The sequence below is a fragment of the Candidatus Sulfotelmatobacter sp. genome (assembly GCA_036500765.1).
Lineage (GTDB): Bacteria > Acidobacteriota > Terriglobia > Terriglobales > Acidobacteriaceae > Sulfotelmatobacter.
The window spans coordinates 210,283-231,612 of sequence record DASYBM010000015.1; the positions used below are offsets into that span (position 1 = coordinate 210,283).

19 protein-coding genes are annotated in these 21,330 nt (G+C 58.4%); 5 read left to right on the forward strand and 14 right to left on the reverse strand.

The window, feature by feature from the left end; all coding sequences use genetic code 11:
* Nucleotides 1-31: 31 nt before the first annotated feature.
* Complete coding sequence (locus tag VGM18_16805; GenBank protein HEY3974666.1) at nt 32-1,825, reverse strand: proline--tRNA ligase; 1,794 nt, start codon at nt 1,823-1,825, stop codon at nt 32-34.
* A gap of 218 nt (nt 1,826-2,043) precedes the next feature.
* On the opposite strand from VGM18_16805, the gene VGM18_16810 reads away from it, so the two are divergent.
* Nucleotides 2,044-2,283 (forward strand): type II toxin-antitoxin system HicB family antitoxin, encoded by a 240-nt coding sequence (locus tag VGM18_16810; protein HEY3974667.1) that lies wholly within the window; start codon nt 2,044-2,046, stop codon nt 2,281-2,283.
* A 44-nt stretch (nt 2,284-2,327) separates the two neighbouring features.
* A complete protein-coding gene (locus VGM18_16815) occupies nt 2,328-2,555 on the forward strand; it encodes a type II toxin-antitoxin system HicA family toxin (protein HEY3974668.1) in 228 nt (75 codons plus the stop codon).
* Nucleotides 2,556-2,581: 26 nt separating this feature from the next.
* On the opposite strand, the gene VGM18_16820 is transcribed toward VGM18_16815, so the two are convergent.
* The 4 genes from VGM18_16820 to VGM18_16835 form a co-directional block, all read right to left on the reverse strand.
* Nucleotides 2,582-2,791, reverse strand: coding sequence for a hypothetical protein (locus tag VGM18_16820; GenBank protein ID HEY3974669.1), 210 nt, complete (start codon nt 2,789-2,791; stop codon nt 2,582-2,584).
* Nucleotides 2,792-2,903: 112 nt separating this feature from the next.
* Nucleotides 2,904-3,986: an SIS domain-containing protein gene (locus VGM18_16825; protein HEY3974670.1), complete on the reverse strand. Its 1,083-nt coding sequence runs from the start codon at nt 3,984-3,986 to the stop codon at nt 2,904-2,906.
* Nucleotides 3,987-4,126: 140 nt separating this feature from the next.
* Nucleotides 4,127-5,332 (reverse strand): potassium channel family protein, encoded by a 1,206-nt coding sequence (locus VGM18_16830; protein ID HEY3974671.1) that lies wholly within the window; start codon nt 5,330-5,332, stop codon nt 4,127-4,129.
* A 137-nt stretch (nt 5,333-5,469) separates the two neighbouring features.
* A complete protein-coding gene (locus VGM18_16835) occupies nt 5,470-6,210 on the reverse strand; it encodes a hypothetical protein (GenBank protein ID HEY3974672.1) in 741 nt (246 codons plus the stop codon).
* Nucleotides 6,211-6,479: 269 nt separating this feature from the next.
* On the opposite strand from VGM18_16835, the gene VGM18_16840 reads away from it, so the two are divergent.
* A complete protein-coding gene (locus tag VGM18_16840) occupies nt 6,480-7,466 on the forward strand; it encodes a hypothetical protein (GenBank protein HEY3974673.1) in 987 nt (328 codons plus the stop codon).
* A gap of 95 nt (nt 7,467-7,561) precedes the next feature.
* Here the strand turns inward: VGM18_16840 and VGM18_16845 are convergent, their stop codons facing one another.
* Complete coding sequence (locus tag VGM18_16845) at nt 7,562-8,614, reverse strand: sensor domain-containing diguanylate cyclase (protein ID HEY3974674.1); 1,053 nt, start codon at nt 8,612-8,614, stop codon at nt 7,562-7,564.
* Nucleotides 8,615-8,932: 318 nt separating this feature from the next.
* Between VGM18_16845 and VGM18_16850 the strand changes: the two genes are divergently transcribed.
* Both VGM18_16850 and VGM18_16855 read left to right on the forward strand, forming a co-directional pair.
* Nucleotides 8,933-9,334, forward strand: coding sequence for a hypothetical protein (locus VGM18_16850; GenBank protein ID HEY3974675.1), 402 nt, complete (start codon nt 8,933-8,935; stop codon nt 9,332-9,334).
* A 139-nt stretch (nt 9,335-9,473) separates the two neighbouring features.
* Nucleotides 9,474-10,721, forward strand: a complete 1,248-nt coding sequence (locus tag VGM18_16855) for a RodZ domain-containing protein (protein HEY3974676.1) — start codon at nt 9,474-9,476, stop codon at nt 10,719-10,721.
* Nucleotides 10,722-10,853: 132 nt separating this feature from the next.
* On the opposite strand, the gene rfbD is transcribed toward VGM18_16855, so the two are convergent.
* The 8 genes from rfbD to VGM18_16895 all read right to left on the reverse strand — a co-directional run bounded on the left by rfbD (nt 10,854) and on the right by VGM18_16895 (nt 21,287).
* Nucleotides 10,854-11,699: a dTDP-4-dehydrorhamnose reductase gene (rfbD, locus tag VGM18_16860; GenBank protein ID HEY3974677.1), complete on the reverse strand. Its 846-nt coding sequence runs from the start codon at nt 11,697-11,699 to the stop codon at nt 10,854-10,856.
* Between the two features lie 47 nt (nt 11,700-11,746).
* Complete coding sequence (gene rfbC / locus VGM18_16865; GenBank protein HEY3974678.1) at nt 11,747-12,313, reverse strand: dTDP-4-dehydrorhamnose 3,5-epimerase; 567 nt, start codon at nt 12,311-12,313, stop codon at nt 11,747-11,749.
* Nucleotides 12,314-12,344: 31 nt separating this feature from the next.
* Nucleotides 12,345-13,253: a glucose-1-phosphate thymidylyltransferase RfbA gene (gene rfbA, locus VGM18_16870; GenBank protein HEY3974679.1), complete on the reverse strand. Its 909-nt coding sequence runs from the start codon at nt 13,251-13,253 to the stop codon at nt 12,345-12,347.
* 18 nt (nt 13,254-13,271) lie between these two features.
* The gene (rfbB, locus tag VGM18_16875) at nt 13,272-14,333 is read right to left on the reverse strand and encodes a dTDP-glucose 4,6-dehydratase (protein HEY3974680.1); all 1,062 of its coding nucleotides are present in this window, start codon (nt 14,331-14,333) and stop codon (nt 13,272-13,274) included.
* A 145-nt stretch (nt 14,334-14,478) separates the two neighbouring features.
* The gene (locus VGM18_16880) at nt 14,479-16,989 is read right to left on the reverse strand and encodes a glycosyltransferase family 4 protein (GenBank protein HEY3974681.1); all 2,511 of its coding nucleotides are present in this window, start codon (nt 16,987-16,989) and stop codon (nt 14,479-14,481) included.
* Nucleotides 16,961-18,265 (reverse strand): glycosyltransferase family 4 protein, encoded by a 1,305-nt coding sequence (locus VGM18_16885; protein ID HEY3974682.1) that lies wholly within the window; start codon nt 18,263-18,265, stop codon nt 16,961-16,963. The genes VGM18_16880 and VGM18_16885 overlap by 29 nt, the downstream gene beginning before the upstream one ends.
* Entirely contained in the window at nt 18,259-19,602 is a 1,344-nt protein-coding gene (locus tag VGM18_16890; GenBank protein HEY3974683.1) for an O-antigen ligase family protein, read from the reverse strand. The genes VGM18_16885 and VGM18_16890 overlap by 7 nt, the downstream gene beginning before the upstream one ends.
* Nucleotides 19,602-21,287, reverse strand: a complete 1,686-nt coding sequence (locus VGM18_16895) for a sugar transferase (protein ID HEY3974684.1) — start codon at nt 21,285-21,287, stop codon at nt 19,602-19,604. The genes VGM18_16890 and VGM18_16895 overlap by 1 nt, the downstream gene beginning before the upstream one ends.
* Nucleotides 21,288-21,330 lie beyond the last annotated feature (43 nt).

Here is a 21,330-nt window from a genome sequence, read left to right on the forward strand (position 1 = left end):
AATCTGCTCAGCGGGACCGGAAACAACTTTACTACCCACTTGACCTAGATTCAAGTGACCCAGTCCGGCCGAGCAACTCCCGAAAAGTATCTACAACCGCCGTGATCCTAACATCGCGTACCTCGCGAGTCGAGCGTAGAACGACCTCCACGGTACCTTCGGTAACTTTGTTCCCGACCGTGATTCTAAAGGGGATACCGACCAGATCGGCATCCTTGAACTTCACCCCCGGCCGTTCGTTGCGGTCGTCGAGAATCACGTCGAAGCCGGCCTTCTCAAGCTGTTGAGCAATATCCTCCGCCGCGGTTTTCACGGCTTCGTCCTTCACATTGACCGGCGCAACGACAATCTCGAACGGCGCTATCGTCGGCGGCAGCCAGAATCCATTCTCATCGTTGCTTTGCTCGACCGCCGCCGTCAGGATGCGCTCAATCCCGATCCCATAACTCCCCATAATCGGCGTGACTTCCTTCCCATTCTTGTCCAGAACCCGCGCGCCCATCGCTTCTGTATACCGGTAGCCCAGCTTGAAAATGTGCCCGATCTCTACCGCCGTATCGATACGCAAAGCCGCCCCGCAATTGGGACAAGCCTCGCCCGCCGTTACCGCGCGCAGATCGACGTACGCCGTGGGATGAAACTCTTTCCCAGGGGTCAGATTCTTCAGGTGATAATCCTCTTTGTTCGCGCCAGCGATCAGATTCGTGCGCCCTTCCAGCGCCTTATCGACCAACAGCACCGGCTTGTCGCTGTCTTTCTTTCGATCCCTGGCCCACTCGATCCCCAGCGGCCCTAAATATCCCGCCGGAGACTTGAACAAAGTCTTGATCTCATTCTCATCCATCGGCCGCGTTGTCACTCCGACAGCCGCGTTTAACTTCGCCTCGTTTAGCTGATGATCGCCGCGCATCAGGACGACAATCGCGCGAAGCTTCGTCTTGCCCGCCTTCTCATCTTTCTCTTCCGCCATCAGCGCCAATGTCTTGATCTTGTTCTTCGGCGACACTCCCAGAAACCTCGCCACATCCTGAATCGTCTTCTGGCCGGGCGTGTGCACTTCGAGCGGCGAGCCATCGCCCTCAGCCGCGAGGTCCACAACCGCTTCCAGCCTCGAAGTCGCCTTCTCCATGTTCGCTGCGTAATTACACCCATCGCAGCTGACAATCTGATCTTCTCCTGCCGGCGTCCGCACCATAAACTCGTGCGACTCCTTCCCGCCCATAGCGCCCGAATCGGCCTCGACCACCATGTACTTCAGCCCGCAGCGGTCAAAAATTCGGCAGTAAGTTTCGTAATGTTTCTTGTAAGAAACATCCAGCCCCTCCGCGTCGATGTCGAACGAATAAGCGTCTTTCATCATGAACTGCCGCACCCGCAGCAGCCCGGACTTCGGCCGCGGTTCGTCGCGAAACTTCGGCGCAATCTGATACCAGATCTGCGGCAACTGCTTGTAACTGCGTAATTCTTTCAAGGCGATCGAAGTCATCACCTCTTCTTCGGTCATGCCCAGCGCCAAGTCTGCTCCCTTGCGGTCTTTCAACCGAAACAAATTCTCTCCCATCAGCGCCCAGCGCCCGCTGGCCTCCCAAATCTCTCGCGGATGCAGCGCCGGCAAGTAAAACTCCTGCCCAATCTTGTCCATCTCCTCGCGGACAATCCCCATAATCTTGTTGAATGACCGATTGCCCAGGAAAAGATAAGAATAAATCCCCGCCGCTAGCTGTCGAATGTACCCCGCCCGCACCAGAAATTTATGCGAAGCCACCTCCGCGTCCGCCGGCGCCTCGCGCAATGTAGGAATAAACGACTCTGACCATCGATGCATAAGTGTGATATCCAAATGAAAAGAGAATCTCAGATTGTAAATGATGGAGTCACCAAAGCTCATGTGGGGACGGGCGCATTCGCCCGTCCAGCCGAGCGCAGCGAGGCTCAGCGCCACCTCTGCGGCCGGAGGACAATGCTAGAAGAGGACGATGCTAGAATCCGCAAGCGGAACGTACGTAACATCCGCATGCTAGAATTCTTCAGAAGGCGCCAACTATGCCGAAAGCGCGTTACCACTACAACATCATGCTCCGGCCCGAGCCCGAGGGCGGTTACACCGCCCTAGTTCCCGCGCTGCCGGGTTGCGTTACTTATGGGCGGACATTGAAAGAAGCCCGCGAAATGGCTAAGGATGCCATCTCCGGCTACATCGCGAGCTTGCGCAAACACAACGACCCAATCCCCACCGACGAGGAAACCTTGGTCGCTTCTCTTGATCTGGAATATTCGCGCTAGCTATTGACATCCGGTCGGTGTGATCCTAACATGCGCCACCGAACATGCCGAAACTACCCGCTGTCAAACCGCGGCAATTAACTGGCTTTCTGGAAAAGAATGGCTTCGTTCTCGACCACACCTCCGGCAGCCACTTCGTCTATTACAACCCGGTATCACGTCGACGTGCCGTCGTGCCGCAGCACAATCGCGACTTGCCGAAGGGAACCCTGATGTCACTGCTGAGGGAAGCCGGCTTCACGCGCGACGAATTGGTCGACTTTATCACTTGAGGCTGAGCGAGAGGCTACGCGGGATATTACCCCGCCAACTGCACCAAAATCTCTTTCCCCAGCTTCTGCGCCTCGCCAAAAAACTTCTGATACTCGAGAAACAGCCGGTTCAGTTCCAAAGCTTTGTCTGTCGAAGGATGTTTTCGCAGGATCATATCCCGCACATGCACGGGATTCGGCAGTGTCGCATCCTCAGTCAATTCTTCCAGCGCCGTATTGGGATCGTAGTGATACATAGACACCTGATTGAGCAATTTTGTAATTGAGTAATTGTGTAATTGAAACCAAAATCGTCCAGCAGCTTCTTTCAATTACACAATTACCAAATTACCCAATTACTAAATCTCTTTAAATCATCTCCGTGCTCCACAGATCATGCAAGTGCACAATCCCTTCCAGCTTCCCCCGTCCGTCCACCACCATCAGCGACGTAATCTTCTTTTCTTCCATCAATGCCAGCGCGGTGGCCGCAAATTCGCTAGCGCCGATCGTTTTCGGATCGCGCGTCATCGCTTCGCCTGCGGTCAAATCCATCCCATCTTTCCCGCGCTTCTCGAGCAACCTCCGCAAATCCCCATCGCTGATGATGCCTACCAATTTCCCGCCTTCGACCACCGCCGTTACGCCCAGCTTCTTGCGCGACATCTCATAAATCACGTCCGGCATTCTTGTCGAGGGCGCTACCCGCGGCAACGCATCCCCTGCGTGCATCAGCGACTCCACCCGCGCCAGTCGCTTCCCCAGCTTTCCCCCCGGATGCAGGTTGGCGAAATCTTCTTCTTTGAATCCGCGCCGCTCACTCAACGTCACCGCCAGCGCATCTCCCAACGCCAGCATCGTAGTCGTCGAGGCCGTCGGAGCCAGCCCCAACGCGCAAGCCTCCTCTGTGATGGAACAATCCAACGCCACATCCGCCGCCGCCGCCAAAGTGGAGGCACGCGTAGTGCGGACACTCCTGTCCGCTGCCTTCGACTTTGATTTCCTCGCCGCCAAAGATACCGAGGCTGCACCAACCTTCGTGCTTTTCGAAGGGAGAGAACCAACACCTATCTCATCCCCCGTCATCGCAATCAGCGGCACCCTCAGCCGCTTGATCGTCGCCAGCAACGCCAGTATCTCTTCTGTCTCTCCCGACGCCGAGAGCGCCAGCACCACGTCCCCCCGCACCACCATCCCCAGATCCCCGTGCAGCGCCTCCACCGGATGCAGATACAACGCCGGAGTTCCTGTCGAGCTCAGTGTCGCCGCAATCTTGCGCGCAATCAGCCCGCTCTTCCCCATCCCCGTGACTACCACCCGCCCCGCGCAACCGAACATCAACTCCACCGCGCGCCCAAATGCCTTCGCCATCGGACCGGCAATCCGGTCGGCCAGCGCGCGCAAGGCGTCCGCCTCAATGCGCACCACATTTTCGCCCGTATGTCTTTTCATTGGATGGGGATCGAAAAAAGTGATGTTAGCACGCATCGTGGAAGAGCGGCCCTTTAGGGCCGCGTTAGAAATCGCGAGACTTCGGCTTTAGCCGCTGTGGTCATCCTCGCGTGCGTCACACTGTGATCGGTCGGAGGCCTTCAGAAATGATCCTCGCCCATCGGCACCGGAACCGCCGCCTTCTGCCCTAATATCGCCAACCCGCGCGCCTGGATCACCCGATCCCACGGTCCCGCCTGCCAGTTGTCCCGGGCCTTCTCCGCAAACCTCCACGGCGGCAGCGTCAGCATCAGATTGCGACCGGTCGAATGCGCATACGGTTCATACATCGACCGCAACTTCGCTAGTTTGTCCCGCCCATAATCGTCGCTGCGTAGCCGCAATCCCGCCGCCGCCAGCGCATCCTTCAACCCCACCAATTCCGCCTCCGGCAGGCGGTTCGGGGCCCCCGCGTCGTATCTCGCATTCACCACCTGCGCCAGATCCACCGCCGCGTGCCGGGCCATGGCGAATGTCAGCTTCGCCTGACCCGGATGCACTCCCTCAATTCCGGTCAGAAGCAGCGAAGTGACATCGAGCATTGTAGTCAACGCTCCCAACCACGACTGGTTACTGTGCTGCGACCGGAAAAAACTCAGCACCGGATACGAAATCTGGCTCTCCAGCAACTCCGCCGCCCAGCGCTCCCAATCCCGCAGTACTTCATCGAGAACTTTCTGATCCACGCCAGGGTCGTCCGACCTGCCCGCCAGTCGTATTAACAACTCCGCCGCCGTCGGAGGCGATCCCGCCCGCGAATCCAGCATCGAAATCTGAATCTCACGTCGCGAAAATGACGCGTACACGACAGGAATGTAACCGATCACCGTGCCCAGGAACCCAAAGCCCATGCCCGCTTCCAGCACCGACAAGAAACGCGCCAACGCCGATGTCGGCACAATATCGCCATACCCGAGCGTAAAAAAAGTCTCGCCGCTGTGATAAATAATTTTGCCGAAAGTAAGCCGTTCTCCGGTGAGTTGCTCGTGCCCGCCGATGCCGTATTGCAGCAGGGCGAAACCAAAGATCAGTCCCGCCGCCCAGAACACGAGCAGCAGCAAGAGCGACAGCGGCCCAAAATATCCCAGAAAATTCTGCTGCCGTGAAACCGGCTTGATCCGCTCCGCTATCCTGCGCCACGGAATCCACGTCCGCCGAATGAACCAGGTCGTTAGTTTGAATTGCCGCGTAACCCGCCGCGGCAACACCACGGTCTCAAAAGCGTCCTGCAACACCACACAAATGATGACGATTCCAAACACCATCCCGACAATGCTGCCGTGCAAATTCATAAAGGAATCGGACATCGACCTCAGCCGTCGGACCCCAGAGTTCGAATCGGGGTGCTGGAGCTGAAATGTAGATGTGCTTGGGAAGATTAACAGATTCGATCAAGGGAGGCTGCGATGTCGGGAGGTCCAAGGTCTCTGAGGTCTGACGCCCGCTACTGCGGTTTCGCGGGTGCTGTCGTCGCCGGAGGAGTCTGCGTCTGTCCCGGTTTGGGCTTGGCCGTCGTGCCCGGCTTCGCTGCCGGCTTCTTCTTCGCGACCGGCTTCTTCGGCGGCTCGGTGTCGTCGACCACAATTTTCTTGGGCGGTTCGGCCACGGCCTGCGCCGACTTCAACTCGGTCCGCAGCCGCACAATCTCAGCTTCCTTCCCTGCCGACAAGGTCTCAATCCGCTGCGCTAACTGCTTGCGCGTATTTTCAAAGGCGCTTAGATCATTCGAGAGAGACTGGAAATCGTCTTTCGATCCAAAGGCCCCCGCTCCCTCTACCACGCTTCCCACAACGTCATATAGCGCGTCGAGATTGCGATAAAGCTTAAATGTCGTGGGGAGATCTTCCGGCCCAGATCGTAATTCGGAAATGATCGCCGGCAGCGCCCCCTGCAAGTTCCGCTGAATCGAATCCACATTCGTCAGATTGGCTTTCTTGGACGCGGTGTCGGTCTTCCAATGCTCGATCCGCAACTTCACGAGGTCGGACTGAGTATTTTTCGAAGTCGCTTCCAGCTGCGCCAGCAGCCCATTGAGCTCAGTCACCGATGCGTAGGAAACCGGCTGGCCGCTTTGCGTACTTACCGCAGTCCCGGTCGGCGCCGGCCCCGACTGTCCCACCGCCGGTGCCGAGGACAGCATCAGAAAAAAAGAGAGAATGAACAAGATGACAGAGAATCGTTTCATTGTTTGGAGTAGTCGCTTCGCGGCCATCAGGATACTACAGTTGCCGCCCACCTGTGGATCGGGTGAAGCATGCAGGGGCAGACGCCTCGTCCGCCCGTCGAGCAACGCTCGACCCGCGTCCGCCATCACACCATTCGACTCTTCGTCCGAGACGAACGATAATTACAGAATTAAACCAGAACCCATCCGCGATCTCCATGCCCGCAAAACCCACGTCCGCGAAAGCGCAAAGAAGAATGTGCGTAACCTCTCAACGTGCTTTGGGCCGAGTGATCCTTTCCTCCGCGCTCGCCCTCGTGCTCGCCATTCCCACCCTCTCCCAGGATCTCGCCCACCGCCTTATCCTGAAAGACGGCTCCTATCAACTGGTCACGAAATACGAGGTCAAAGGCGACCGCGTCCGCTACCTGAGTGCCGAACGCGATGACTGGGAGGAACTACCCACTTCGCTGGTCGATTGGCCCGCCACCGATAAATACGAAAAAGAACGCGCCGCCGGAGCTGTCCCCGAAGCCGTTCAACTCGACAAAGAAATTGAACAGGATCGCGATCGCGTTGAGACTTTGCTTCCCGAAGTCGCTCCCGGACTCCGCCTTCCAGAAGACTCCGGCGTATTCTTACTAGACAACGTGCAAGGCGAACCGCAAGTTGTCGAAATCCAGCAAACCGCCGCCGATGTCGCCCACAACTCCAAGGCCAACATTTTCCGCAACCCGCTGAATCCCGTCGGAGGCATGAAAGAAACCATTGAACTGGATGGCGCCCACGCCCTCGTGCAATCGCACGTCGATGTTCCATCGATCTACATCAACCTGGACGCCGCGCCCGACCAGCCCGGCACAACGAAAGACTCCAACGCGACCCCTCAAGGGCCTCAGCAACCACAACAACCTCAAGGGCCCGCCATTCCCTATGATCGTTTCCGCGTCATCCGCACAGAAGTTAAGGGCGGACACCGCATCGTCGGCGACATCAAACGCCAGGCCACTGGCAAAGTCAGCCAGGACCAGCACGCCGTAAAAACCACCATCACCCGCGTCACCGGAGGCTGGCTTAAAATCACCTCCACCGAGCCCTTGGCCACGGGAGAATATGCGTTGGTCGAATTGACCGGTGCGGAAGATGTTCTGGGAAAACAGGGCATGAATCTTTACGTCTGGGATTTCGGCGTGAATCCTAAAGCCCCCGCCAATCCGAATCCCTGGAGGCCTGAGGCAAGAACCGCAGCTCCGCCCCCGTCGAAGTCAGATAACTAGAAGATCTTGGATCCTGGGTCTGAAATCAGAATCTGAATTCTGAAATCAAAAGCCCAGATTCCTAAAGTCGCAGCTATTACCCAACACCCGCTCTCCTACTCCTTCAACATCCCACGCTGCGCGATACCAATATTATCCCGGCTGGAATTCTTCACCACATACATCATCCCATCGGCCTGCCGGATCACGTCATGCGCCGTGCGCGCGTCGTGCGGATAGGTTGCCAGCCCGATCGAAGCCCGCACATTCAAGTTCAATCCCTCTTCGCGGCAGAAGCAACTCGCGCGCAACCCGTCGCGCAAGCGCTTCGCCACCACCAGTGCCTGATCTTTCGAAGTCTGGGGCAGCAGCACCACAAATTCATCTCCGCCATACCGAAAGGCAAAATCAATCAGCCGCAACTGCGCCTTCACCAGATAGCCGATCTCCGCCAGCAGCTTGCTCCCGACTAAATGCCCATGCGTATCGTTGACCGACTTGAAGTGATCCAGGTCGATGAACAAAATGCTGAATTCGTATCCAAATCGCGACGACCGATAAACCTCTGTCTCCAGCGTCTTATAAAGATGCCGCGCGTTGTACAAGCCCGTGCAATCATCGGTGATGGTCAACTCCTGAATCTTCTCTACCCAGCGCGCATTCTCGATGGCGATCGCCGCGTAATCGCACAGGGACTGGAGAAAAAACAGCTCCGCGTCTTTGAATGTCTCCAGGTCGACGTTCACCAACTGGATCACGCCCAGCACGCGAAGCTTCGAGCGCAGCGGCACGCAGATCACCGATCGCGTCTCCCACTGGATCGCTTCATCCACGCGGCTGGCAAAAAGCGGGTCAGCGCTCACATCCGGCACCACACGCGCTTCGCCATGCTTCGCCACCCATCCGGCAATCCCCTCGCCCATTTTTAGCCGGACGTTTTTCAGCGCCTCGGCCTTGTCTCCCACCGCAATCGCAAAATAAAGCTCGTCCTGCCGCTCATCCACCATCAACAACGACCATGTATCGGGACGGAAATATTCCGCCATCTTCTCCATGATGGTTTGCAGAATCGAGTCAAGATCCAGCGACGACGTCAGCGCCTTAGCCACGTCGTGAAAGATCGTCACTTCCAGGTTCTGACGCGTCAATTGAGTGCCGGCCTCAGGCATGCGGAAAATACCGTTGTTCCTCGCTAGACGAATGGTGTTCAAAAATTATAAGCGGCACTTTCGTACACGGGCAATGACCGTTGGTAACCGGTCTCCCTAAAACCAACTACATGAATACTTTCCCGTCCCGGGATGCGCGTGCATCGTTGAGAATGCGACCTAAGAATTCGATTATGTGGGACAGATTTGATTAGCGGGGAAATTTGATTAGTGGGAAGGGATTTTGATTATGTGGGGACAGCGGCCCTCGGCTGTCCCGGCCGAGAACAGCTCGGCTCGCTCTGGTCCGTAGCTCTGCTCTTGCGGTATCCTAAACTTATGCGCCGCCTCAGCTTAGCCATCTTCGCCGCGCTCCTCCTTCTTCTCATCCCACGCTCCCCCGCAGCCGCTCAAACTCCCGACCCTCATGCCGTCCCCGTCGTCGACGGCGGCATCGGCCAATGCTCCGTCGATTTCACCATCAATGACGAAGGCGGCTCTCCCGTTTACGCCGCCCAAATCAAAGTCCATATCGCCTACGGATTCATGTACGCTCGCAAACTCGATCTCGAAGTTGGCACCAACACTGACGGTAAAGCCCGCTTCACCGGCCTTCCCGATCGCGTAAAGCACGGCCTCTTTTTTCAGGCCTCCCAAGCCGACCGCACCGGCAACGCCTTCGACGATCCCTCCACCACCTGCAAAAACCAGTTCACCGTAGTCCTGCGAAAAAAACCCTAATATCGTCTTGGTACCGGAAGCAAGCGGAGATCATCCGAAACGGAACCGGGTGGTTACCCGCGTCTAGAACTCTCGGCAGTGGCAACCCCTCCCGGCTTGTCCTATGATGTTTCCACGTAGGGACACACAGGGAACTCAAGTGGGAGAATTCGGCGACAAATTCCGCAAGGCACGCGAGAAAAAAGAACTCTCGTACGATGACGTTTCCAACGTCACCAAGATCAGCTCGCGCATGCTGCAGGCCATCGAAGAAGAACACTTCGATCAGCTTCCCGGCGGCGTATTCAACAAGGGATTCATCCGCGCTTACGCCAAGCATCTTGGCCTGAATGCGGAAGACGCCATCACCGACTACCTCGCCTGCTTGCGCCAGGCGCAAATCGACGCCCACGAAGTCTGGGATCCTCAACCTACCGCAAAGTCCCCAGCAAAACCCCACACCGCTGCCCCAGAAAAAGTTCGCGCCGAAAGACCTCATTTCGTCGAGCCCGCAAAGCCCGCAGTGGAATCGCAAGTTCCGTCTGAAGTCCAGGAACTCCCCGAGTTGCAACTTCCTCGCGCCGAACACGTACGCCCCGGTCGAAAAGACCTGGCACTCAAACCGTCGCGCGAACTTCCCTGGGGAATTCTCGCCGTCGCCGCACTTATTGTCGTACTCGGACTCGTACTCTGGATTCGCCACACTCACACCACAAACGCCGCCACACGTTCTTTTTCCACCAATGCGGCGCCATCGAATACCACAGCAGAAAACCTGGCGTCAGCAAAGCCAGCACCGGACGAGCCCGCAACAGAAAAGACGGCGCTGGGAAAGTCCGCGCCGGTAAAGCACGAACCGGTAAAGCACAAAGAAGAAAAGCGCGGACCTGACGCGCCCGCTCCTCCTCTAGTGTCCGTCTCCTCCACGCCCGCGCCGCAGCCGGCGAGCAGCGCTTCCGTCAATGCTCCGCCAAGCTTGACGCACGGCTCTTCCAATTCCCAACCACTCGCAAACTATTCGGCAGCCACGCCCAGCGCAACCTCCCCCGCCGCCGATGCCAATGGCGTGGACAGCGATAAGAACGACGTCTCCGTTCGTACCTTCCCCAAGTCGACAGCGAAACTGTCCGTCAAGTCTGTGCCTCCGCTCACGCTCACGATCCGCGCCACCGAGACTTCCTGGATCTCCGTCCTCGCCGACGGACAACCCGTAAGCCAGGAAACTCTCATCGCTCCCGCGCACACTTCGGTCCGCGCCACCCGCGAAATCGTCGCCCGAATCGGCAACGCCGCCGGAGTCACATTTCTCTGGAACGGCCACGAAATCTCCGCCGACGGCGCTGAGGCCGAAGTGAAAACCTTCGTCTTCGACGCCAATGGCATGCGAGTCCTTCCGCAGAACCCCTGAGCCGCGCGGGCCGGACGGGCCTGTCCGTCGTCTTGATCTTAACGCCAGTCGTTCGGTTTCAAATCCGCGCTGCCATTCCGCGCCCACTTGCGCACCTTCGAGCGCAATCCCGGATGAGGCCGCCCGCGGCCGCTAAAGAGCCGACTTTTCACGTTCCAGCAAATATCGCCGCAGAGCATCTTGCCACACGGGCAGGATCACCCCGTATGCTTGCAGACTCTTCGTCGATAAGACGGAATACGCCGGACGCGGCGCTGGACGGGCCATTTGCTGGCTGCTCACCGCGCGCACTTCGGTGGGAAGGCTCCAGCGCTTGACGATCTCGCGCGCGAATTCATACCAGGAACATTCCCCGGCATTGGTCACATGCACAATACCGCTCGCGCCACGGAGGCATAGTTGAATGATGGCTCGCGCCAGGTCCAACGTATACGTGGGACATCCGCGCTGGTCCTCGACTACATCCAACGACGGACGGTGGGCCGCCAGTTTCAGAATCGTGTCGGGAAAGCATTTCCCGCCGATCCCAAACAGCCACGAGGTTCGGACGATGCAACACTCGGGCGCCACTTCGAGCAAGCGCGTCTCTGCTTCTGCCTTCGATCGACCGTAAACGCTTTGCGGATTAGGAACATCGTCGGTTTCGTAGGGATAGTTTTTTTTCCCGTCGAATACGTAGTCGGAACTCAGGAAAAGAAGTTTCGCGCCGCTCTGCCGGGCGGCCCGCGCAACATTCACCGCGCCGTCCCGATTCACCGCAAACGCCAGATCGGGATGGCTCTCGCAGTCATCGACATTGGTGTAGGCGGCGGCCAGGACAACCCATTCTGGACGATTCTTCGCGATCGCGGCTCGCACTTTCTCCGCGTCGCGAACGTCTGCCTCGCGCGAGGCCAGACCGACAATCTCGTCGCCGCTCCACTCCCGCAGCAGCGCCTTGCCCAGCAGGCCCGAGGCGCCAAAGATCATCGCTTTCATGGGATGATTCCACTCCAAGATCTACGCTCTCAGGATTCTTTGCGTAGCTATTCGAAGGTTTCGGCATCGCGCAGAGCGGCGCCGCGCTGGTCCTTGACCGATACGATGGGATCGCCTTCCAGTTCCCAATTAATCTTCAAGTCGGAATCGTTCCATGCCAGCGTGCGTTCGTGTTCGGGAGCGTAGTAGTCGCTCGCTTTGTACAGCACTTGGGCCTGCTCGGAAATAACGCGGAATCCGTGCGCAAATCCCGGCGGAATCCAAAGCATGCGCTTATTTCCGCTGGACAGTCGCACCGCTTCCCATCCTCCAAATGTTGGAGAACTGCGGCGCAGGTCGACCGCAACATCCAGCACTTCTCCCTCGACTACACGCACCAGTTTCCCTTGCGGCTGCCGGATCTGATAATGCAGGCCGCGCAGCACATTCCGCCGCGAAGTGGAATGATTGTCCTGCACGAACCGCTGCTCGATCCCCAATTCTGCGAATATCTTTTCGTTATAACTCTCGAGGAAAAAACCCCGTTCGTCGCCGAACACGCGCGGCTCGAGCACGACCACGCCGGGCAAAGAAGTCGAAATTTTCCGCATCGCATCCATCGCGTTCGTTTTCATCGCCGGCCGAATTCCTGAAACTGCCGTCATGTCAGAATACCTTCTCCCGCAATAGCTGGAGGAGATAGGCTCCGTAACTGCTGCTCTTCATTCTGATGCCGTTCTCTTCCACCTGTGCCGCAGTAATGTAGCCGGAACGATAGGCAATTTCCTCGGGACACGCCACCATCAATCCCTGCCGCTTTTCAATGGCCTGAATGTACAGCGACGCATCCATCAACGATTCATGCGTGCCCGTATCGAGCCACGCCATGCCCCGACCCATCACCACCACTTCTAGTTGCGCCTCTCGCAAATAATGTTGGTTGACATCGGTAATTTCAAGCTCGCCGCGGGCGCTGGGTTTCAGCGATTTCGCAATTTCCACGACGCGGTTATCGTAAAAATAAAGTCCGGTGACGGCGTAGCGCGATTTCGGGTGCTTCGGTTTCTCCTCGATGCTCAGGGCCTGTCCGTTGGCATCAAACTCCACCACGCCGTAGCGTTCCGGATCGTGAACCGGATACGCAAAGACCCGCGCTCCCTGAATTTTACCCGCCGCCTCCCGCAAGTCTTTCGCCAGATCGTGTCCATAAAAAATGTTATCCCCCAGAACCAGGGCACAGGGACTGCCATCCAAGAATTTTTCCCCGAGTAGAAATGCCTGCGCTATCCCCTCAGGCTGGAGTTGCGTCTGATATTGCAGGCGGATTCCGTACTGGTTGCCATCGCGCAGCAGCGCCTCAAACTGCGGCGCATCCGCGGGAGTGGAAATCACCAAAATGTCGCGGATTCCCGCCAGCATCAGCGTGCACAGCGGATAATAAATCATGGGCTTGTTGTACACGGGCAGCAGGCTTTTCCCTATGACCTGCGTCACCGGATACAAGCGCGTGCCCGCCCCGCCCGCTAGGATAATGCCTTTGTAGCGCGTGCTGGCTTTCATAGTACTTTCTGGCATCGTGCGCTCGTTCATCATTCAAATCGAATAGTGCGTCCCGACCCATTGGCGATAGGCGCCACTGGTCACATCCCGCACCCACGCCTCGTTCTCAAGATACCAGCGAACGGTCCTGCGAAGGCCATCTTCAAACGTGGCCTTTGGCCGCCATCCCAGTTCGCGCTCGATCTTGCGCGCGTCCATAGCATAGCGGCGGTCATGTCCGGGACGGTCTCTTACATACGTGATCAATTCGCGGCGGGAGCGCGCCGGCGGTGCCATCTCATCGACGAGATCGCAGATCATCTGGACAATTTCAATGTTCGGCTTCTCATTGCACCCGCCGATGTTGTAGGTTTCACCGGGCCGTCCGCCGCGCAGCACGGTCGCGATGGCCTCGCAGTGGTCCTCCACATAAAGCCAGTCGCGGACGTTCTTGCCGTCGCCGTACACTGGCAGCGGTTTGCAATCGCGCGCGTTGAGAATCATGAGTGGAATCAGTTTTTCGGGAAACTGAAATCTTCCGTAATTATTCGAGCAGTTGGTTGTGAGCGCGGGCAGGCCGTAGGTGTGATGATAGGCGCGCACCAAGTGATCGGACGCCGCCTTCGACGCAGCATACGGACTGTTGGGAGCGTACGGAGTTTTTTCGCTGAAGGCAGGATCATCCGGTGCGAGGGATCCGTACACTTCGTCGGTGGAAACATGCAGGAAGCGAAAAGATTTCTGCTCGGTGTCGGGTAGCGCGCTCCAGTAGGCGCGCGTCTCTTCCAGCAGCGCGAACGTCCCGTCGACATTGGTGCGGATGAACTCCTCGGGTCCGCGGATTGACCGGTCAACATGGCTTTCCGCGGCGAAATGAATAATGGCACGTGGCTGATGCGCTTCCAGGAGTTGCCGGACCAAACCGCGCTCGCCAATATCGCCGTGGACGAACGTGTAGCGACGGTCCGACGACATGCTCTCCAGATTACGCAGGTTCCCCGCGTAGGTCAGCTTGTCCAGATTTACGATCGACGTAGAATCGTCCTGCATCTGCTGCAGGATGAAGTTCGATCCGATGAACCCCGCGCCGCCAGTGACCAGAATAGTATTTCGCATGCGGACGCGACCGGTCCGAGCGCCTATTTCGCACGCATCGCCGGCCACGCATTCGATTGTAATAAAAAAGGACGGGTTCGCCCCGTCCTCGGCTTGAATGTCGTTACTACTTTCGGGTAGACAACTTTCGCGGTCGGCCCGGCCGCTATCCGGCCCGCCGTTTCATATCGTCGCCTTCGCCGTCTGAAACAGCGCTTGCGTTCGGCTTCTTCGCGGACGCCTGCATTGCCTTCTCCCCCAGCATCGTGAAGTAAACTCTCTCGATCCCCTCGGCGACTTTCTGCCACTGATACTCGCGCTCGATGCGCTTCCTTGCCGTTCTTCCCGCGGCTTCCCGCGCGGCAGGGTTCGCGATAAGGAAGCGCAGGCGATCCGCCAGATGTGCCGCATTCCCCCGCTCGAAGGTAAATCCCGCGCCATCGACTACTTCCCGATTTTCGGGAACATCGCTAGCCAGCACGCACAGGCCCGCCCCCATCGCATCCAACAGGGCCAAAGACAGGCCCTCCAGATCCGACGGCAACACGAATACCATGGCATTGGTCAGGAGTTCGTCTAGGGTCTCGCCCGAAACCCAATCGAGCATGCGAATGCGATCGCTGGCGTGGGTCCGAAGCTCACGGCTATATTCATCGCAATAACTCGCGGCCCCCGCCATCACGAGCTTGACCTCCGGGTCGATCTGCTTCTCGATCTGCTCGAACGCGTCGACCAGCAGATGGCATCCTTTTTCCGGCGAGAAACGTCCCAGGAATAGAATGTACTTGCCCGGATCGAGTCCCCACTCCAAAATCTTCCGCGGCTCACGACGTTCGCGCAGAAGACCACCGTTTGGCACATAAAAAGCCTCTACGCCATGGGCTTCGCGGTAACGCCGCCGCAGAGCCTGCGATACCACCATGGTCGCATCCGGCAACCGTACCGACGCGCGCTCTCCCAGGCGCAGCACCGCCGACGCCAGCCGCCCCCATTTCTTCCGCTGCCAATCCAATCCTTGCACCGTCACAGCCGCCTTCTTCCCCAGCAATCGCGGAAGAAATGAAAACAGCGCCGGCCCCAGCGCGTGATAATGCACCACATCGTACTTCTGCGTGAGCGCGTGCGCGCTACTGAGCAGCGTGTGAATGACCGTCTCCCAGTGCTTCGACCGGATAGTGGGCAACCGCACCAGCCGCATGCCTTTGTGTTCCGCCAGAGCCGGCGTGAAGTAATTGCGGCAGTAGACCGTGACCTCATGCCCCATCTGCACCAGCCGTTGCCCGACCTCCTCGTAATAAGTTTCAATGCCACTGTATTTTGAAATCACTCCGCGCCCGCCAATAAACGCCACCCGCACTCGCCGTTCCTGACCTGCGGCAACGTTCTTCATTCGGACAGGCGTCGTCCGGACAGGCTTCATTCGTATCGGAGATGTCCGGCCGTCCGCGTCCGTCGCGGTCTGCCGAGCCAGCCTCTCATACAAACTCAACAGCTTCTCATAGTGTCCCTGAGGCGTGTGGCGCTCCCGCACCGTCTCCCAACCGGCACGCCCCATCTTCGCCGCTAAATCCGGCCTAGATCCCAGGGATCCGATGACGCGCGCGAGTTGATCGACATCGCCCACACGATAAAGAAATCCCGTCTCCCCTTCGTGAACCAGTTCCCGTCTCGATCCCAGATCGGAAGCGACCACCGGCCGCCCTTCGGCATACGATTCGAGGATGGTCTTCCCCAGAGTCTCGTACGCGTGCGATGGCAGCACGGTAAACCGGGACTGAGCGATGAGCAAATCCCGCTCCGCGCCCCCAACATGGCCCACAAATTTCACGTTAGTTAACCGCAATGTGGCGGCCAACTCCTGCAACTCTCGCCGCTGCGGTCCGTCGCCTGCGATGACCAAGTTCATGTGCGGCACTTTCTGCATCGATCGCAACAGGTCGTCGATGCCCTTCTCCGCCGAAAGCCTGCCAAAGTACAGGAGCGGACTGCCATCCCCCGGTGCCGCCGGCAACGTGTGAAGCTTCTGAAAATGCGGCAGTACCTCGAACTTGTCGCTGTCCCAGCCATGCTCCAGGAACTTGTCGCGCACAAACTGGCTTGGCGCCAGGAACAAGTCTACGCAGTGCCGATACGTGCCCACACAACGGTGTACATACGCCTCGGCAGCCAGCAGAATGCGTGCAGCTAAGCCCGGATAGCATTTCGACGTCACCACATGCCGAAATGATCCGCCCTTACAGGCCTCGCAAGCCTCCCCCTGCGAAACCAGGTTGTAGCTCGGGCAGAGAATTTTGAAGTCGTTGAGGTGATACAGCACAGGAATCCGTTGCGCCTTGAGCTCCCACAGAATCGACGGTGAAAGATGGTGATAGATGTTGCGCACGTGCGCCACATCCGGGCGGAAGTCTGCAATCATCGCCCGCATCCTGCGGCGCGCGTCGGTGGAATAGATCGCATGGCCGGCCCGCTGTGCCTTCTGCCACCATCCGGCCTTCGCTTTGAAATCGATATGCGGAACGAAGTGCCGATCGTACGGGGTCGGTTCGCCGCGCCCATCGGTCATCGAAAACAGCGCGACTTCATGGCCCTGCGCGCGCATCAGATCCATCAATTCGAACAGGTAGGCCTCGGTCCCGCTGAAGCGATAGTTATATTTGTTGCAGTACAAAATTCTCACGAGGAACGCTCTCCGTCTGCGGTGCGACCCGCTGTAGAAACAAGTCTCCGAACGATTCCAGATTCCATTGGCGGTTGAAATTGTGACGTACATACACTCGCGCCGCGTGCCGCACCCAATCCAGTTGCCGCGCCGCCGAAGGATTCGAATGACGAACCGCATGATCATGCTGAGCTGTCATTGGCGAACGAACCATCAGGGACCGAATGAAGAGCAGTCGCTGGACAAAAGAACTCAGCGAGCCCGGTTCGTACAGGAATCCTGTCTCGCCCGGAATCACCAGCTCGGGAATTCCCGTGATCGCCGGCGCCAGCACGATCTTTCCGCGTGCCATCGCCTCCATTAGCACCAGCGGAATCCCTTCGCTTCGGCTGGTCAGCACAACCGCGTCCGCCCGGTCATAAAGCGCGGTCATCGACGAGCGCGCAACCTCTCCCAGCAGCGTGACTCGCTCTTGCAACCCATATTTTTGAATCAGCGCTTCGAGCTGTCTGCGCTCCGGTCCCTCTCCCGCAATCAAGCACGTGAAGTCGGCGTTGAGGTCTCTTAGTTGGGCGCATGCTCGAAGCAGGAACGCATGATCCTTCACTGCGTGCAGTCTTCCCACTGCCAACAGCACCGGCGGCTCACTGTCACGCATTGCAAGCGCGAGAGGCTCGCGCACCGAAACTTCCACACCCATACGACTCACAATTACTTTCGCAGGATCAATACCGGCATAGTGCTCCAGAACGTAATTCCGGTTGTACTCCGACACGGTCAGGCAGAAAGCACAGTTCCGTAGCTTGGCTTCGAGAAACGTTCCATGCAGAAGCAAGTCCGATCCGTGGAGCGTCATGCTGAATTCCGCGCCCACCAGCCGCGCCGCCACCATTGCAATCCACGATCCGAAATAGCCGTGGTGCACGTGGATGTGATCTACGCCGTGTTTTTCCAGCCGCACCGCGTAACAGGCTCCCAGCCACGTATGCGCCAGCGCCTTCATCCGCTGGTACGGCCCTTCAGGACCGCGATAGAAAACCCATGCCATCAACGATGAAATCCGATTCCACCGCGCCACGCAGAACCATGCCGCTCGCAGCAGAACAATTGCTGGCAACGCCTCCAGTACCACTTCCGGCATACATCCAATCCCGAATTCCGATTGCGTCTTTGGCTTTCGTACGCTGCCCGCGATTACTCGAACTCCCCGCCTGCGCAATTCCTCGATCTCTTCCACCACGTAGGGCTCGACCGGCGACGGAAATTGATTGGAAAGATACGCGACCGTCACCATGAACGAGCCTCCGACGCCCTGCGCTGCTGCGCCGCCAGCATTCCGGCCAGCGTGAATAACAGGCCATTCACAAATTGGTAGCTCATCACTACCATGGCCGCGTTTACCCAATACACTGCGAGCACAATCGGCCACACACGATGGAACTCCCGGTCGAGGAATCCGCTTTCCTCCCCCATTGGAATCGCACCGCGACCCAGCCGCCACATCTCCCACATCAGCCACAAATACAGCGCAAGTCCCACCACTCCAAACTCCACCAGCAACTCCAGATAGGTATTGTGGGGATAGAGCACTTTTTCCCGGTATCCGCTGACATGGCGCGGCAGCTCCCCCGGCATCTGGTGAAAGCCCCAACCCGTCAGCGGACGCTCCAGAAACATCTGCCATCCGCCCGCATACACTGCCTCGCGATAATCCACGGGGCCTTGTTCCGTCAGCCGGTCGCTCAGCGCGTCTGCCATCTCCCGCGAGCTCAAAACCATGGCGATCGCCACTCCCGCAACCAACAACACGCCCAGGCACACGCGGCGTAAGGTGCGATTACTCGTTCGCGTCCTCAAGAACTTCCTCGACAGGAAGATCACAGCGACCACGGTTCCCGCGAACGACAGCCAGATCGCCCGCGTCATCGTGGCCAGAATTGCAACCGGCACCGACGCCAGAAGCACCACAATCTTGATCCCCCGTGCGCTTCCCCGTTGGTATGCATGCAGGGCGAGCAGGCCGAGAACGTTCAAAGACACTCCATTCGCGACGGCCTGCAATAGCGGCCCCCGCGCCCGATCGGCATGAAACCCAAGGCTTTCGTCGAGAATGAACCGCGGAAAGATCAGCGCGTGCGCACCCGATAGAAACGCGATTGCCGTAAAAGTTAGATACGCGAGCACGATCAGCGCATACACTTCGAACTGCCGGATCCGTCGCTCGTTCGTGAAAACCAGTGCCGCCAGATGAAACAGCGCAAAGGGAACGATGAGCTTCGACGCGAACAAGCTCCAGGTCTCATGATCGAAGGGTTGCGCCAACACGCTGGCGAGCGCCAGGAGGATCAACCCGATCATCGGCCAACTCACGCGTTCCAGCACCAACAGCCGTTCCCGCAGCACGATCGCCCGCGCCCCGACCCCCACGATCAAAAGGCCGAACGCCACGCGGTCAATTTGATAAAACGCCACGTCGGGATGCCGCAGCAGCATCGCCGTCAATGCCGTCACGAACAGCAGAGACGGCGCCGCCATCAATGCCTGTAGCGGACGCAGAGCCACCTGCCCAGCCCAGACCAGGAGATCCGTCCCGGCTTCCAGCCGCCGTGCTGGTAGCGCGGTCGCCGGCATCAGTCTCCGCTCCCGCACAGCACCACTCGAACCGTTTTCAGCAAAATTCGCATATCAGACCCCAGACTCCAGGTGTGAATGTATTCCCGATCCAGGTCCATGCCGCGCTGAAACGACGGGTCGCGGCGCGCCGTAACCTGCCACAGCCCTGTAATCCCCGGCGTCACATCCAGCCGCGCCAGATGTTCGATCTCATAGCCGGCAACGTCGTCCAGCGGATGCGGCCGCGGACCCACCAAACTCATCTCTCCTTTCAGAACGTTCCAGAGCTGCGGCAGTTCATCGATGCTGTAATGCCGCAGAAACCGTCCCAGGCGCGTGATCCGTGGATCGTCGGCGATTTTGAAAAATGGCCCGGAACGCTGATTATTTCGCCGCAAAGGCTCTTTCAACGCGTCCGCATTGCTTACCATGGTGCGAAATTTGTAGCAGCGAAACCGTTGTCCTTTGCGGCCGGCCCGCGGCGCGCAGTACAGCACCGGTCCGCGCGAATCGAGTTTGATCAACCCCGCAATCGCTGCCAGCAAGGGTGTGAGCACCACGAATGCCAGCCCCGCTCCGATTACGTCAACCAGCCGTTTCAACACCAGACCGGCCGCCGGCAATTGCTCGTTGTGCAGGCTAATCAACAGCAAATCTCCGAGCCGCTCCGTGCCTCCGCCGGTCTTGCAGCCGAACAACTCCGGGACTATTTTCAGATCGAGCCGCAACCGGCGCGATTCGTGCAACACTTGCCGCGTCAGCTCGCGGTTATGTGGCGACGCCAGAATGACCTCGTCGACAAATCCCATGCGCGCGAGCCGCGCCAACTCGCGTACCCGCCCGATTACGTCATTGCCTATCGGTCTCTCGTCATCGAGGAAACCGCAGACAGTTCGGCCTTCCTCAGGATGCTGTTCAATATACGAAGCGATTCGCCGACCTACTCCGCCAGCCCCCACGACCAGCACGTTGCGGGTTTCGGCGCTCGCTGGCAGATGACGCTCCAGCCTTGCTCTTTGTCCCCGCCAAGTCCACAACGCGACGAAATGCAGCATTCCAGCGGCGCAGAATAGAGCGCTCGTGCCCCGTGTAGCCCCCTGCAAGCCATAAGTAACGCAGAGCACCGTGGTCGCCCACAGCACCGACTTCCCTAGAATGCGAACCTCTCCCCGCAAGCCCGTTTCTTCGGCATGCAAACCTTCAGCGTAGGCCACCAGCGTGATCAACACCGCGTGAAGAAAGGCCAGACCCAGCAGCCAAGCGGGCGCGCCGGCGGCATAATGGAACAGATTCACATGGGGAAAAAGCGCGCGCAGCGGTACCAGCAGAGCCCCGATCAACAGCCAATTTAGTGCTACCAGCGCGAAATCTGCCGCCGTGGCGCGGATCCATTTCCAGGCCATCTGCCCCTGTAGCGGATGTGGCAACAAATACGTCAGTGAGCTCTCCGTTGTGTATGCGGCCGCAGTCTGTGCCACGATCTGGGCCTGGCTTCCCGGCTTGCGACCTGGCGTGCCCGGCCGGACTGACTGCACCGGCTTCTTTCCATTTCTGCGAAACTCTGCTTCGCGAAGGCCGGGTTTGCCGAGGCTGGGTCTGCCGAGGTTCGGTCTGCCCAGCCCTGGAGTCTGACCAGGAATCAGACGCGCCCAGTCAACCGCCGCCGGATCCGGTTGCTCCGAATTAAAAAAAGGAGAGCCCAACTCTACCCACTTTCAATTCGCTATCTTGGATCTCAATCGCGAG